The organism is Pelagibacterium mangrovi (assembly GCF_036662815.1).
Lineage (GTDB): Bacteria > Pseudomonadota > Alphaproteobacteria > Rhizobiales > Devosiaceae > Pelagibacterium > Pelagibacterium mangrovi.
In genome coordinates this window covers 64,566-78,770 of the sequence record NZ_JBAFXA010000006.1, presented here as the reverse complement: position 1 = coordinate 78,770, position 14,205 = coordinate 64,566, and the positions used below count along the sequence as shown (strand labels likewise).

The following is a 14,205-nucleotide window of genomic DNA, read 5'->3' as shown; positions in this document are numbered from 1 at the left end:
GCCCGGAGCCCCCTCATGGCCCAGAAAAACCAATCAACAGTCAGTGCCGACGAGGGCGCGATCCTTTCGACAGTTCGCAATCTGTGGACCTATATGTGGCCCGCCGACCGGCCGGATCTGCGCATGCGCGCCGTGCTCGCCATCGGCGCACTGCTGCTGGCCAAGGTGGCCAGCACGCTGGTGCCGTTCGCCTATAAGGGCGTTATCGATGCGCTCAGTCTCTCGGGTCCCGACGCGGCGCTGATCCTCGGGTTGTCGGTGCCGGTCGTCCTGGTCATCGCCTATGGTGTCGGCCAGATCGTCGATACCGGCTTCCAGCAACTCCGCGATATCCTGTTTTCCTCGGTCGGCCAGCACGCTGTCCGCCAACTCGCCTATCGCACCTTCACGCACATGCACCAGCTCTCGCTGCGCTTTCATCTGCAGCGCAAGACGGGCGGGTTGAGCCGGGTGATCGAGCGCGGCACCAAGGGCATTGAAACCATCGTGCGGTTCACCATGCTCAACACGGCGCCGACCCTGGTCGAGTTCGTCATCGTGGGCATCATTTTCGGCTGGCTGTTCGGCATCGGCTATGTGGCGGTGCTGGCCGCCATCGTCGCGCTCTACATGATCTTCACGGTGCGCGCTTCCAACTGGCGCATCGCCATCCGCCGCGACATGAACGAGAGCGATACCGACGCCAATGCCAAGGCGATCGACAGCCTGCTCAATTTCGAAACCGTCAAATATTTCGGCAACGAGACGCTGGAGGCCAGGCGCTACGATGGCGCCATGGCGGGCTACGAACGCGCCGCTACCCGCATCTGGACATCGCTGGGCTGGCTCAATTTCGGCCAGGGAGTAATCTTCTGGGCCGGCATGATCGTCCTCTCGGTCATGGCCGCCATCGGGGTCATGAACGGGGATCTGACCGTGGGCGATTTCGTCCTGCTCAACACCTTCATGATGCAGATTTACCGCCCGCTCAACCAGATCGGCTTCGTCTATCGGGAGATCCGCCAGGGCCTGGCCGATATCGAGGAAATGTTCCTGCTGCTCGACCAGAATCCGGAAATCGAGGACAAGCCCGGCGCGACCCCGCTGGTCATCGCCGGCCCCGAACTGGCCTTCGAGGACGTCCATTTCCACTACGATCCCGATCGCCCGATCCTCAAGGGCGTGAGCTTCACCGTGCCCGCCGGCAAGACCATCGCGGTGGTCGGCCCCTCGGGCGCGGGCAAATCGACGATTTCGCGGCTGATCTATCGTTTTTACGACGTGACCTCGGGCCGCGTCACCGTGGATGGCCAGGACGTCCGCGATGTGACGCAGCAATCCTTGCGCGCCGCCATCGGCATGGTGCCGCAGGATACCGTCCTGTTCAACGACACCATCGCCTATAACATCCGTTATGGACGCCCCGACGCCACCGATGAGGAGGTGAAGGCAGCGGCCAACATGGCGCAGATCGGCGCCTTCATCGAAAGCCTGCCGCATGGATATGACACCCAGGTCGGAGAGCGCGGGCTGAAACTGTCGGGCGGCGAAAAGCAGCGCGTGGCCATCGCCCGCACCATTCTGAAAGCACCGCCCATCCTGATCCTCGACGAGGCCACGTCTGCCCTCGACACCCATACCGAGCGCGAAATCCAGTCGGCGCTCGATACGGTTTCGCGGGGCAGGACCACTCTGGTCATCGCCCACCGGCTCTCCACCGTCGTCGATGCCGACGAGATCATCGTCCTGCGCGAAGGCCGGATCGCCGAGCGTGGCCGCCACGGCGAATTGCTGGCCAGCAACGGCCTCTACGCCCAGATGTGGAACCGCCAGCGCGAAGCGGCGGAAGCCAGCGAACGCCTGCGCGCCGCCCAGGACGATCCCGAAGGCTTCGTCACCCGCAAACCCGTCGAGGAGCCGGCGGAATAAGGGGCTACATCTTCTCGCCCGGCAGCTTGCTCGCCTGCTTCACCCATTCCGCGAACTGCTCTTCGAAATCCTCGCCTTCATGAATGTCGAGATAGCGCACGTCGGGATATTTGCTGGTTCCGGCGGGCATTGGATCGAGCGAGCTGCCCTTAAAGAACGTCACTTTGACGTAACGGGCAAAGACGTGGAACGACAAAAACCAGTAGTCGCGCTCGGTGCCGTAAAACGGGGTGTTCCACTTCACGGCCTTTTCGACCCCCGGAACCTCGCGCACGATGATCTCGTCTAGCCGGCGACCGACATCGTGCTTCCACTCGGGCATGGCCGCGATATAGGCCTGCACGGGCTCGTCGCCATAGCCTTTGGCGATCTGCGGATTGCCGCCGCTGAGCAGCACGGGCGACTTCTCGGTCTTGCCGTTCATGGATTTTCTCCGCCGTGGTTTGGTTCAAACATATAGCTGCGCAGCTATGTTTCGGTCAAGAACCCCGCGTGGCGACAAAAGAAAAGGCCCCGCGCTAACGCGGGGCCTTTAATCGGTGGGGCAGGGGCTTTATTCCGCCGCCGGGCGTCTGGAGAGAACCGTCACGCCGTTTTCATTGCGTTCGACCAGTTCGGTATCCTTGGTCACCACATGGCGCGAGCCATCGGCGGCCACGGGGACGGCCATGCCGTCGAACCCCTGCGGCGCGACCTCCTCGGCCCTGCGGCCGCGAACCCAGTCGAACGCGCTGCGCACCTGCTGCTTGATCACCTTGGGTGCGGTGATCAGCACCGGCACCATGACCAGCGTGAGCGCCGTCGAGAAGAACAGCCCGGAAACCAGCGCCGCCGAAAGGTGGACGAACCACGACCCGGCAATACCGCCGACGACGATTTCGCGCCGGATGAAGTCGAACTCGATGTTCGCCCACATCGGAATGACGCCCAGCGCCGTCAGGAACGCCGTCAGCAGCACCGGCCGCACGCGCTGCGCGGTGGTGAGCAGCATGGCGGTCACCGGCTCCACGCCCTGGTGTCGGTTGTATTCGTTATAGGTGTCGATCAGCACGATGCCGTTCTTCACCACGATACCCGCTAGCGCCACCACGCCCAGCCCGGTCATGATCGCCGAGAAACTCATGCCCGTCGCCAGCATGCCCAACAGCACGCCCGCCACCGACATGATGACCGTCGAGAGCGTCACCAGCACCTGATAGAAGCTGTTGTACTCGAGCAGCAGGATCAGGAAGATCATGAACATCGCCGCGCCGAACGCTTGCGCGATAAACGCGTTGGCATCGCCCATCTGTTCTTCCGCGCCGCCGAAGGCGAAGGTCACGCCATCGGGCCATTCCTGCCCATCGAGCCAGGCCTGAAGCTCGGCCACACGCTGGGCGGGATAAACCCCTTCGGGGAGGTTCGCCAGATTGGCCGCGATGGGCATCACATAGACCTGATTGCGCCGTTCGATATTGGCGACCTTGGGCACCGCGTTCCGCTCGATGAAGTTCGAGACGGGCACCTGGCCCTGCTGGGTCATGATGCGCATGGAATCCAGCGCGTCGAGCGTACGCTCGTCCTGTGGCAGACGAACCTTGATGTCGAGTTCGTCACCGGTCTCGGAGTCGCGATAGGTGCCCAGTTCCACACCCGAGGTCACGAGCTGGACATAGGGCGCCAGCTCGCGCACGCCGATCCCATACCGGCCCGCTTCCACGCGGTCGATGGTGACCTGCCAGTCGATACCGGGGGAGGGGCGGCCGTCTTCGATATCGGCGGTGTTGGGCAATTCGTTCTCGATGAACGCGCGGACACGCTCGACCGTGGGCACGAGATCGGCGTAATTGCTGCTCTCGACCCGCATGTTGATGTCCTTGCCCGCCGGAGGGCCGCTTTCCATCCCGAAGACCTGGACTTGCAGCCCCGAAATATCGGCAACCCGCGTGCGGATATCGGCAAAGATTTCCTCGGCCTTGACGCGGTTGTTGTAGTTGACGAGCTGGAGCTGGAAATTGCCCACCGTGTCGGGCGGCATCGTGCCCATGGCGCCGGTTTCGCCGAACTGCATGATGATGTCCTGAACGCCCTGGACCTGAACCAGTTCGTCCTCGACCTCGATCAGCATGTCGCGGATTTCCTCGGGCGAGTAATTGCCCCGCGCCACCACGGCAACCGTGGCATATTCGGGCTCGGAGGCCGGGAAGGCTTCCACGCCCGTGGGGTTGCTCGCATAGGTGAAGAACACGCCGAACACGATGCCGAAACCCACGAGAAGTGTGGGGATCGGCCAGTGCATCAGCGTCGACATCATGCGCACGTAAATCCCGGTCAGTCCCTTCACCTTCTTGGGGTGGAACTTTTCGGGATACATCACGATGTCGGCCTGTTCCTTGCGCTTGGGGTCGACATGGGTCGATGCGATGATCGAACCGATCACCGGCATGAAGATCAGGGCCGAGACGAAGGAGGCGCACATGACCACGATGACGATCGTGGGCAGATGGCTCATGAACTTGCCCATGATGCCCGGCCAGAACAGCAGCGGCACGAAGGCGGCGAGCGTCGTCGCCGTCGCGCCGATCACGGGCACGAACATCTTGTGCATCGCCTGGATGAACGCTTCCTTCTTGGAAACGCCCTCCTGCAGCTTTCGCTCGGCATATTCGACGACCACCACCGGGTCGTCGACCAAGACCCCCACGGCGATCACCAGCCCGAACATGACCATCATGTTGATCGTCATGCCCGTCATCTGCATGTAGAGGAAGGCGATCATGAACGAGAGCGGGATACTCATCCCGATCATGAACGCGGCCCGCACGCCGAGCACGGCCACGCAGGTGATCAGCACCAGCGCCACGGCGGTCAGAACCGCCGCCTCGAGCGAGCGGAACAGGTGGATGGTGGTGTCGGCCTGGTCGAGGAAGAAGCTGTAGCTCACGCCTTGCGGCCACTGGCTGGCCACCTGTTCGACCATCGCCCGCGTCTGCTCGGATACCTCGATGACGTTGGTGCCGATCTTCTTGGACACGCCAAGGATCATCGCGGGCGAGCCGTTGACGTTGGTGTATTCGGTGGCATCCTCGAGCGTGCGCGTGACATTGGCCACGTCGCCGAAGGTGACGACGGTGTTGCCGTCGGTCTTGATCGGCAGTTCGAAAACGTCCTGCGCGCCGGTGATCAGCCCCGGCACCTCGACGTTGAACGAGCCTTGCCCGGTGTTGATCGTGCCGCCGGGCACCACCATGTTGTTGCGGGCCAGGGCGTCGAACAGCTCATTGGCCGTGAGATTGTAGGCCTCGAGCCGCGATAGGTCGATGGTGACTTCCACAACCTCGTCGCGCGAGCCGGAAAGCTCCACTTCCCGAACGCTGTCGATCCCTTCGATCGCCGTCTGCAATTCCTCGGCGCGCCGCACCAGTTCGCGCTCGGGCGCGTTGCCATAGACGGCCACCGACAGGATCGGAAAGCCGACCATGTCGATTTCGTTCACCGTGGGGTCGTTGGCGTCATCGGGCAGATTGGCCCGGATGGCGTCCATGCGCGCACGCGTATCGGCCAGCGCCTGGTCGGTATCGACGTTGGTGTCAAACTCGAGAACCACCGAGGCGTGCCCGGTGGTCGAGGTCGAAGTCATGTTGACCAGCCCGTCAAGGTCAGCCAGCTCTTCCTCGGCTGGCTTGGCGAGCAGGTTTTCCGCATCGCGTGGCGACACGCCCGTCTGGGTGATCGAGACGTAGAGATACGGCACGTCGATGGCCGGGAAGCTTTCCTTGGGCAGTATGGAATAGGAAAGCCCGCCGGCCAGCAGCAGCAGCGCCATGATCGTCATGACCACGCGCGGCATGCGCAGAATGCGTTCGATGAAGTTCGTCATGCGGGAGCGCCTTCTTCAGCAGCCTCTGTGGCCGTGCCGGACGCCTGCCCGGCAGTTACGGCCTGCCCGTCGACCACGAATTCCTGGCCAATGGTGATGATTTCCACCGTCTCGGGCAGTCCGGTCACCCAGACCCCATCTCGCGTGTCCGAAACGATGGTCACTTCATGGAAGGCGGCAACCCCGTCCTCCACCGAGCGGATGCCGAGCACCCCCTCGTCGTTCAGCGTCAGCACCGACTGGGGCAGCAAATGCCCGGGCATGCTGCCCATATCGACTGTCGCCGTCGCCGTTATGCCTTCGCGAATGTCGAAATCGGAATTCTCGAACTCGATTTCGATGGGGAAGGAGCGTGTCGCATCGTCGGCGCTGGCCGCCACATAGGTGACTTCGCCGGTCGCTTCCTGGTTGGTGACGGTGCGCAAACTTGCCTGCAGACCGGTCCGGGCCAGCGTGATATTGGCTTCGGCCACCGAACCCGAAAAGACGATCGGGTCGAGCTGGACGATGGTGGCGCAAACCCCACCCTGGGCGAGCATGGAACCACGGATCGCAATCGGTGCCTGCACCAGACCGCCGACTTCCGCCGTGATCTCGGTCCGTTCGAGTTCGGCATTGGCGTTGTCCAGCGCCGCCTGTGCGGAAAGCACCTGGGCTTCGGCGCCGGTCAGGGCCACCTGGGCCGCATTTGCCGTATTGGCGGCGGCAAGGCCACGTTCACGCAGCGATGCGTTCGTGTCGAAATCGAGCTGGGCTTGTTCCAGCCCGGCTCGCGCCTGGGCAAGAGCCGCTTCGGATTGGGCGACAGCCGCCGCCCGCGTGCCCTGGTCGAGCGTGCAGAGCAGCTCGCCTTCCTCGACGCGCTGCCCTTTCTGGACGTGTACAGTCTCGATCACGCCCGCCGTTTCGGCGACCGCCTCGATATTGGCGTGAGCCACGGTGCGCCCGCGCAATGTCACGAGCAGCGGCATGGCCTCCTGCTCGAATGTCTGCGTGCGCACCGAAATCGCTGTGGCCGCACTGCCGTTTTCCTGGGCGGCACGCTCGGCCACGGTCATCCGGGCCAGTTCCGCCGTTTCTTCGTCATGCTCGACCAAAAGGCCTGCATTGGAAAGCGAAGTCGAAATCGGGCCGTGATCGTCGCCCTCGACGAGGCCGATAATCGAGCGTTCGCCATTGCCGGGGCCCTGGCCGCCCTGGACGAGCGTACCGGTCGCGAACCATGCGGCTGCGGCGATAAGGATGAATAGCGACAAACCAAAAGACTTTAGAATTTGCATAAACAGCGCCCTCTACTCTGCTGCTTGCTGCCCGGCGTGCGGCTCTTGGTGTCGCGCGGAGGCAATTAAGGCGTTCATGTGGGTATGCAGATGCTTGCGCGCAACCTCGAGACAGGTGAGGCCGTGATTGAGCACCCACTCGTCATTGGAGTGTCCCTCACGCTCGCGTGATCCCAGTTGGTCCTGAATCTTCCGCAAATCGGCGATTTTCCGGTCCAATTCCTGGAGTCGTTCCTCGGCACGGGTGCGGACGAGATCTGCGTCGAGAAGATGCGCAAATCGCGCAAATAAAAGAAATGGGCTGCGGAAAACGTCCCCGCCAAGCGGCTCCTGCAATTCTTCGCAGAAGGCCGCTCGCCCCGCATCGGTAATGGAATAGATTTTTTTCGACGGCTTGCCGCTCTGGTGTTCCACGCGCGAGGTGACAAACTCGTCGGTTTCGAGCTTGGCCAGGGCAGGATAGATCGATCCGAAGCTGGCCTCGATGAAATAGGAGCCTTCGCCTTCGGTGCAGAGCTTGCGGATCTCGTAGCCGCTCGCATCCCGGCAAGACAGGATCGAGAGGCACAGTGTGCGGACGTTCATGTTCAAATCTGTTATATGCCGAACGAGAATATGGAGGCGCTATATATGACGCTTCGTCGATTGCCAAGCCATACGGCACTGCGTCGCACCCTTATCGTTTCAGATAAGGTGCGATTTCTTTCAGGCAAGTGAGGAAAGGCCGTTAAGCGAGTCTTATGTCGAGGCCCAGATCGAGCGGGGCGGCCGCCATGGTGATCTTGCTGGTCGAGATGAAATCAACCCCGGTCCGGGCGATCGCGGCGATCCGCTCGAGCGTGACATTGCCCGAGGCTTCGAGCTTGGCACGGCCTGCGGTGATCTCCACGGCGCGGGCGAGAGTAGCGTCGTCCATATTGTCGAGCAGCACCGCATCGGCTCCCGCCGCCAACGCCTCGCCGAGCTGATCGAGGGTATCCACCTCGACTTCTATGGCGACCAGATGCCCGGCAAAGGCCCGCGCCGCTGCAATCGCCGCGCCGACTCCGCCGGCCACGGCGATGTGGTTGTCCTTGATCAGGATGGCATCATCGAGCCCGAAGCGGTGATTGTGCCCGCCGCCGCATTTGACCGCATATTTCTCCAGCGCCCGCAGCCCCGGCGTGGTCTTGCGGGTGCAGCAGATATGGGTGTTCGTTCCTTGGGTCTCTTTGGCATAAAGGGCCGTCAGGGTGGCAATGCCGCTCAGATGCGTCATGAAGTTGAGCGCCGTGCGCTCAGCGGCCAGCAGCGCGCGGGCATTGCCGCGCACTTCGAGAACATCGGTTCCCACTTCCACCGCAGCGCCATCGGAAACGAAAGCGCGCACTTGGAGGCCCGGCCCGATCAACGAAAACGCGGCCTTGGCGCAATCGATGCCGCAAATCACCCCGGCATCGCGCGCATTGACCAGCGCAACAGCCGTCGCCTCCGGCCCGATGGTCGCCTGCGTCGTGATATCGCCCGCCTGTCCGAGATCTTCCTCGAAGGCGCGGCGCACCGCGTCTTCCACGATGTGAAGGGGCAGGGAAGGCGGGTAGGGTCTGGTCATGGTTTGAAGACGTCCGGATTGACGAGGTTGTGCCGTCCGACATTGCCGATGGCGCGTTCGCCGCAAAAGGCCATGGTGATATCGAGTTCGTTGCGGATGATGTCCAGCGCCCGTTTGACGCCGGCTTCGCCGTCCGCGCCCAGTCCGTAAAGCCAAGGCCGCCCGATATAGACGCCCTTGGCCCCCAGGCACAGCGCGCGCATCACGTCCTGGCCCGAGCGGATGCCGCCATCCATATGCACCTCGACCCGGTCTCCCACCGCCTCGACGATGGCGGGCAGGGCGGAGATCGAAGAAGGAGCGCCGTCGAGCTGACGTCCGCCATGGTTGGAAACGATGATCGCATCGGCCCCCGAGCCGGCGGCAATGCGCGCATCCTCGGCGTCGAGAATACCCTTGAGGATCAGCTTGCCGCCCCAGCGCTCCTTGATCCATTCGATGTCCGACCAGCTCAGCGTCGGATCGAACTGCTCCGCCGTCCAGGACGAGAGCGAGGAGAGATCGCCGACATTGTCCGCGTGCCCGACGATGTTGCGGAACGTATGGCGCTTCGTCCCCAGCATCGACATGCACCAGCGCGGGCGCGTGGCGAGCTGGAGGAAGGTGTTGAAATTGATCCGGGGCGGCGCCGAAAGCCCGTTGCGGGCATCCTTGTGCCGCTGGCCGAGAATCTGCAGGTCCAGCGTCAGCACCAGCGCCGAGCACCCCGCCGCCTTGGCCCGATCGATCAGGTTATGCATGAACTTGCGGTCCCGCATCACATAGAGCTGAAACCAGAACGGCGCTCCGCCGGTCGCTTCGGCCACGTCCTCGATCGAACAGATGCTCATGGTCGAAAGGGTGAAGGGAATTCCGAACGCCCGCGCGGCTTTGGCTCCAAGCATCTCGCCATCGGGATGCTGCATGCCGCCGAATCCCGTGGGCGCGATGGCGACCGGCATCGCGACCTCTTCCCCCGCCATCGTCGAGGCCAGCGAGCGATTGGTCATGTCCACGGCCACACGCTGGCGAAACTTGACCTTCTGGAAGTCGGTTTCGTTGGCGCGATAGGTGCTTTCCGTCCAGGATCCGGAATCCGCGTAATCGAAGAACATGCGCGGCACGCGCCGCCTGGCGCGCGTCTTGAGCTCGTCGATCGTCTGTGCGGGAAACCCCATCGCCCTATGTCCTCCTGCTATCGTTCACTCAATAGCGGGAGGAGGGGGCGGGGAAAAGCCCGTTGATGCCGCAGCTTCGTCGGGGGCTCAATTGCCCTCGATCGAAAGCCCCTGCTCGTTGACTTCGATCTGCACGCCCTGGGGCTCGGTCTCCTGCTGATAGGCATAAATCCCAAAGCCGATGACCACGACGATCAGCGCGCCGATCAACAGATAGAGCGTATTGCGGCTCATGAAAAAATCTCCAGCATCCCAAAAAAATTTGCGTCCCGAGCGGGAACACCCCAAACGCCCCGCCCACCCGGTTTGTTCCGGCGAGCGCTTATTAACCGAAGTTAGCATTTCCTCTGAAAACCACAAAGCGAGCGAACAAGTTCATCCTTGCTTTAGGGGTCCGCCCCATGATCGGCCGCACTCGTTTGGGTTCGGAGACCGTGATGCCGCTGGGCAAGGGAATGACAAATGCGCATGCCGTCGATGCTGCGCTCGAGGCGATGCCCTACGGCCTGTGCGTATGGGGCGAAGACCTCACCTTGCAGGTCTTCAATTCCCTCTATGCCGAAACCTTCGGACTGGCGCCCGACGCCATCGAAGCGGGAATGAGCCTGCGCGAATGCTGCCATGCCGTTATCGAGGCGGGCAATTATTTCGGCTACAGCGTCGACGAGCTGCAAGACGCCATGGTCGGGCGCTTCCAGCGCCAGCAGGAAGGCCCCCGCCAGTACGAGCAGATCCTGCGCGACCGCAACATCCGCAGCACCTACACCCGCCGTCGGGGCGTGGGCTGGCTTGTGACCCATGAAGACATAACCGACGCCAGCGATCACCTGACGGCCCTGACCCGGCGCGACGCCGATCTGGCCCGGCAGGCCATGCGGTTCGAGACGGCGGTCGACAACATGGCCCATGGCCTGTGCATGATCGACGCCGACCACCGGCTGGTGATCTGCAACGCCAACTACGCCTCGCTCTACGGCCTGCCCGGCGAGCTTCAGAGCCCCGGCACGCTCCTCACCGATATTCTCGATTTCCGGTTCGAAAACGGCATGCGCCCCAAGGAAGGGCCGATGGCGTTCCTGCAGCGCCGCGTGCGGACGATTTCCGAGGGCCAGCGAAACGTCGATATCTGCGAGTTCGAAAACGGCCAGATCATCTCGGTCGTCCACCAGCCCATGGAGGATGGCGGCTGGGTCGAGACCCATCAGGATATCACCGAGCAGCGCCGCTCCGAAGCGCGCATCCACCATCTGGCCCGCCACGACGCGCTCACCGACCTGCCCAACCGCACGCTGTTCGCCGAAGAAATGGCCATGGCCGAATCCCGCATCCGTCGGGGGGAGATGATGGCCGTGATCTGCTTCGACCTCGACCATTTCAAGGTGATCAACGACACGCTCGGCCACGCCGTCGGCGATGCGCTGCTCCAGGAGGTCGCCGCGCGCGTCAACTACGCCAAGCGCGAGCACGAATGTGCCGCCCGGCTGGGCGGCGACGAATTCGCCATCCTCGCCGGCCCCCTCAAGAGCCCCAGCGACGCGGCTGCTCTTGCCGAGCGCCTTATCGAAACCATCGGCAAGCCCATGGAGCTCGAGGGCCATCGCGTCATCATCGGCACATCGGTGGGCATCGCGGTCGCCCCCGGAGACGGCGGGGACGGGGAAACCCTCATGAAAAACGCCGACATGGCCCTCTATCGAGCCAAGAGCGATGGGCGGGGCAGCTACCGGTTCTTCGAAAAGGGCATGGACGAGGCCATGCAGCACCGCCGCGCCATCGAAAGCGGGCTGAAACTCGGTCTCATCAACGACGAGTTCAAACTGGTCTTCCAGCCGCTCATGGAGCTCGAAAACAACCGGGTCTCCTGCATGGAGGCCCTGCTGCGGTGGGAACATTCGGAGATGGGGCCGATCTCCCCTGTCGAATTCATTCCCGTCGCCGAAGAGATCGGTTTCATCGTACAGCTTGGCGAATGGGTGCTCCAGCAGGCCTGCCGCGTCGCCGCCACCTGGCCGTCCGACATCCGCGTTGCAGTCAATCTTTCCCCGGTCCAGTTCAAGAGCGGACGCCTTCTCAACAGCGTCAGGAACGCGCTCGAAGCCGCCAGTCTGCCGCCGTCCCGGCTGGAACTTGAAATCACCGAATCCGTGTTGCTGAGCGATTCCGACCAGACGCTGGAAATCCTCCACACCCTGCGCGGCATGGGCATCCGCATTTCGATGGACGATTTCGGCACCGGCTATTCCTCGCTGTCCTACCTGCGCGCCTTCCCGTTCGACAAGATCAAGATCGACCGCACCTTCATCGAGGACGCCGGATCGCAGGATGCCAATTTCGAAATCATCAAGGCGGTGATCGCTCTGGGCCGCAGCCTGGGCATGTCCACCACCGCCGAGGGCGTCGAAACCGAAGCCCAACTCGACGCCGTCCGCTCCCACGGCTGCGACGAAATCCAGGGCTTCCTCTTCTCCCGCCCCCTCCCGGAAAAAGACGCCCTCGAACTCATCACCCGCCTCGCGCCCGAACCTGCAATCGGTACACGGCGCAGTTACGGCTAGAAATCCGGATCGAAGCCAAGCATCGTGAGAGGGAAGGGGCGGGGATAATACTCCCCAAGATGGTGGGCGCCGTTGCCTCAGCGCACCCCTCATCCGCCCCTTCGGGGCACCTTCTCCCTCAAGGGGAGAAGGGCGCTCCTGTTGCAGCGCGGATCTTCTCCCCAAACTCTGCCGAGGGCTACCCTTCTCCCCTTGAGGGAGAAGGTGGGCTTTCGCTTGAAAAGCGAAAGGTCGGATGAGGGGTGCGCCGAGCTTCAACATTCGCTGCGGTGATTGTTAAACCGCTGCACCCCTCACCCCCAATCCCTTGGCGACTTCTAACGCCTCCACACCCCCAGCGCCCCTTCTCCCCTGGTGGGAGAAGGTGGCCGCGAAGCGGTCGGATGAGGGGTGCGCCGAGCTTCAACATCCGCTGCGGTGATTGTTAAACCGCTGCACCCCTCATCCTCATCCCTTGGCGACTTCTAACGCCTCCACACCCTCCAGCACCCCTTCTCCCCTTGAGGGAGAAGGTGGCCGCGAAGCGGTCGGATGAGGGGTGCGCTGAGCTTCCCCACACACCTTGGCCAGAGGCTTAACCTCCGCCCCTACCCCCGCCCCGGATACGTCCCCTTGAACCGCTCCATCGCAAACGGCGTGATATCGATCGCCGGCTGTTCCCCGGTCATCGCCTGCGCCAGCAAATGCCCGGTGGCGGGCCCCAGCGTGAACCCGTGATGGGCATGCCCGATCCCCACCCACAATCCGCGATGACGCGGCGCCGGCCCGATGATCGGCATCATATCGGGCGTGCACGGGCGCGCCCCTTTCCAGGGCTGCGGATCGAGCCGTTCGCCGAGCGGAAACAGCGCCCGCGCCGTCCGTTCCGCCCGCCCGAGCTGGATGGGCGTCGGCGCCGCGTCGCGCAGCGCGAACTCGGCGCCCGTCGTCAGCCGGATGCCCTTTTCCATAGGCGCCAGGCAATAACCAACCTCGGCATCGATCATCCAGTTGTTGAGCTTGGCATCCCCCTGCGCCCCATAATGCATGTGATAGCCGCGCTTGACGAACAGCGGCAGGCGATAGCCCAGCGGATCGAGGGCTTCAGGCGCCCATGGCCCCAGGGTGACCACCGCCTCGCGCGCCTTGTGGCGGGTGCCGCTCACCGAGGTCGACCAGCCGTCGCCATCCTGTTCCAGCCCCTTGGCTTCCCCGGCCAGGAACTGCCCGCCCATGGATTTGAAAAGCTCGAAATACTTGCCGACCAGCGCGCCGGGATTGCGCACCGTCCAGGGATCGGTCCAGTGAATGGCGCCGGCCAGTTTTTCGGTCAGGTCGGGTTCGATTTGCGCGAATTCGGCGCCGTCCACAACGCGGTGATTGACCCCGTAAAGCTCCAGATCGGTCTTGGCCTTGGCCGCTTCGTCCTTGAGCGCGTGCTCGGTCCGAAAAATCAGGAACCAGCCCTTCTTGACGATCAGGTCCTCGGCCCCCGAGGCGGCGATCAGATCGGCGTGTTCCTCGATCGACCGCCCGATCAGCGGCGCATAGCTTTTGACCACATGGGCATAATGGTTGGGCGAGGATTCCCACCAATAGCGCAACAGGGCGGGTGCGAAGCGGGGCAGGGCCAGCGGATCGTAGCGGGCTGCCGTCGACAGATGCAGCCCCACCTGCATCAGCGTCGCCAGATCGCGCGGAAACGCGTGCGGCCGCACTCCCTCGCGCTGGATGATGCCCGCATTGCCGAACGAGGTTTCCCGGCCCGGCTGGTTCTTGTCGATCAGCAGCACGCTCCGCCCGCGCCGCAGCAGATGGATCGCCGTCGAAATGCCGACTATGCCGGCACCGATAACCAGAACGTCTTGCGCCATTT

At 63.2% G+C, this 14,205-nt stretch carries 10 protein-coding genes; 2 read left to right on the top strand and 8 right to left on the bottom strand.

Going from position 1 to position 14,205, the window contains the following annotated elements:
• Nucleotides 1-15 precede the first annotated feature (15 nt).
• Entirely contained in the window at nt 16-1,908 is a 1,893-nt protein-coding gene (locus V4T21_RS11595; protein ID WP_332716774.1) for an ABCB family ABC transporter ATP-binding protein/permease, read from the top strand.
• A gap of 4 nt (nt 1,909-1,912) precedes the next feature.
• On the opposite strand, the gene V4T21_RS11590 is transcribed toward V4T21_RS11595, so the two are convergent.
• From V4T21_RS11590 to V4T21_RS11560, 7 genes are all read right to left on the bottom strand, one after another.
• Nucleotides 1,913-2,332 (bottom strand): DUF1801 domain-containing protein, encoded by a 420-nt coding sequence (locus tag V4T21_RS11590; RefSeq protein WP_332716773.1) that lies wholly within the window; start codon nt 2,330-2,332, stop codon nt 1,913-1,915.
• Between the two features lie 129 nt (nt 2,333-2,461).
• The gene (locus V4T21_RS11585; protein WP_332716771.1) at nt 2,462-5,767 is read right to left on the bottom strand and encodes an efflux RND transporter permease subunit; all 3,306 of its coding nucleotides are present in this window, start codon (nt 5,765-5,767) and stop codon (nt 2,462-2,464) included.
• Nucleotides 5,764-7,023, bottom strand: coding sequence for an efflux RND transporter periplasmic adaptor subunit (locus V4T21_RS11580; RefSeq protein ID WP_332716769.1), 1,260 nt, complete (start codon nt 7,021-7,023; stop codon nt 5,764-5,766). Before V4T21_RS11580 ends, V4T21_RS11585 begins: the two co-directional genes overlap by 4 nt.
• Nucleotides 7,024-7,059: 36 nt before the next feature.
• Complete coding sequence (locus V4T21_RS11575; RefSeq protein ID WP_332717470.1) at nt 7,060-7,632, bottom strand: helix-turn-helix transcriptional regulator; 573 nt, start codon at nt 7,630-7,632, stop codon at nt 7,060-7,062.
• Nucleotides 7,633-7,774: 142 nt separating this feature from the next.
• Nucleotides 7,775-8,638, bottom strand: a complete 864-nt coding sequence (gene nadC, locus V4T21_RS11570) for a carboxylating nicotinate-nucleotide diphosphorylase (protein ID WP_332716767.1) — start codon at nt 8,636-8,638, stop codon at nt 7,775-7,777.
• Nucleotides 8,635-9,795 carry an alpha-hydroxy acid oxidase gene (locus V4T21_RS11565; RefSeq protein ID WP_332716765.1) on the bottom strand — a complete coding sequence of 387 codons (1,161 nt, stop codon included), beginning with the start codon at nt 9,793-9,795 and terminating at the stop codon, nt 8,635-8,637. The genes nadC and V4T21_RS11565 overlap by 4 nt, the downstream gene beginning before the upstream one ends.
• A gap of 87 nt (nt 9,796-9,882) precedes the next feature.
• The gene (locus V4T21_RS11560) at nt 9,883-10,029 is read right to left on the bottom strand and encodes a hypothetical protein (protein ID WP_332716764.1); all 147 of its coding nucleotides are present in this window, start codon (nt 10,027-10,029) and stop codon (nt 9,883-9,885) included.
• A gap of 167 nt (nt 10,030-10,196) precedes the next feature.
• Between V4T21_RS11560 and V4T21_RS11555 the strand changes: the two genes are divergently transcribed.
• Complete coding sequence (locus V4T21_RS11555) at nt 10,197-12,350, top strand: putative bifunctional diguanylate cyclase/phosphodiesterase (RefSeq protein ID WP_332716763.1); 2,154 nt, start codon at nt 10,197-10,199, stop codon at nt 12,348-12,350.
• Between the two features lie 587 nt (nt 12,351-12,937).
• On the opposite strand, the gene V4T21_RS11550 is transcribed toward V4T21_RS11555, so the two are convergent.
• The gene (locus tag V4T21_RS11550; RefSeq protein ID WP_332716761.1) at nt 12,938-14,203 is read right to left on the bottom strand and encodes an NAD(P)/FAD-dependent oxidoreductase; all 1,266 of its coding nucleotides are present in this window, start codon (nt 14,201-14,203) and stop codon (nt 12,938-12,940) included.
• Between the last annotated feature and the right edge of the window lie 2 nt (nt 14,204-14,205).

Bases quoted from the DNA above. Each gene is read 5' to 3' on its own strand.
- V4T21_RS11595 (WP_332716774.1), top strand. From the start codon at position 16: ATGGCCCAGAAAAACCAATCAACAGTCAGTGCCGACGAGGGCGCGATC.
- V4T21_RS11590 (WP_332716773.1), bottom strand. From the start codon at position 2,332: ATGAACGGCAAGACCGAGAAGTCGCCCGTGCTGCTCAGCGGCGGCAAT.
- V4T21_RS11585 (WP_332716771.1), bottom strand. From the start codon at position 5,767: ATGACGAACTTCATCGAACGCATTCTGCGCATGCCGCGCGTGGTCATG.
- V4T21_RS11575 (WP_332717470.1), bottom strand. From the start codon at position 7,632: ATGAACGTCCGCACACTGTGCCTCTCGATCCTGTCTTGCCGGGATGCG.
- nadC (WP_332716767.1), bottom strand. From the start codon at position 8,638: ATGACCAGACCCTACCCGCCTTCCCTGCCCCTTCACATCGTGGAAGAC.
- V4T21_RS11565 (WP_332716765.1), bottom strand. From the start codon at position 9,795: ATGGGGTTTCCCGCACAGACGATCGACGAGCTCAAGACGCGCGCCAGG.
- V4T21_RS11560 (WP_332716764.1), bottom strand. From the start codon at position 10,029: ATGAGCCGCAATACGCTCTATCTGTTGATCGGCGCGCTGATCGTCGTG.
- V4T21_RS11555 (WP_332716763.1), top strand. From the start codon at position 10,197: ATGATCGGCCGCACTCGTTTGGGTTCGGAGACCGTGATGCCGCTGGGC.
- V4T21_RS11550 (WP_332716761.1), bottom strand. From the start codon at position 14,203: ATGGCGCAAGACGTTCTGGTTATCGGTGCCGGCATAGTCGGCATTTCG.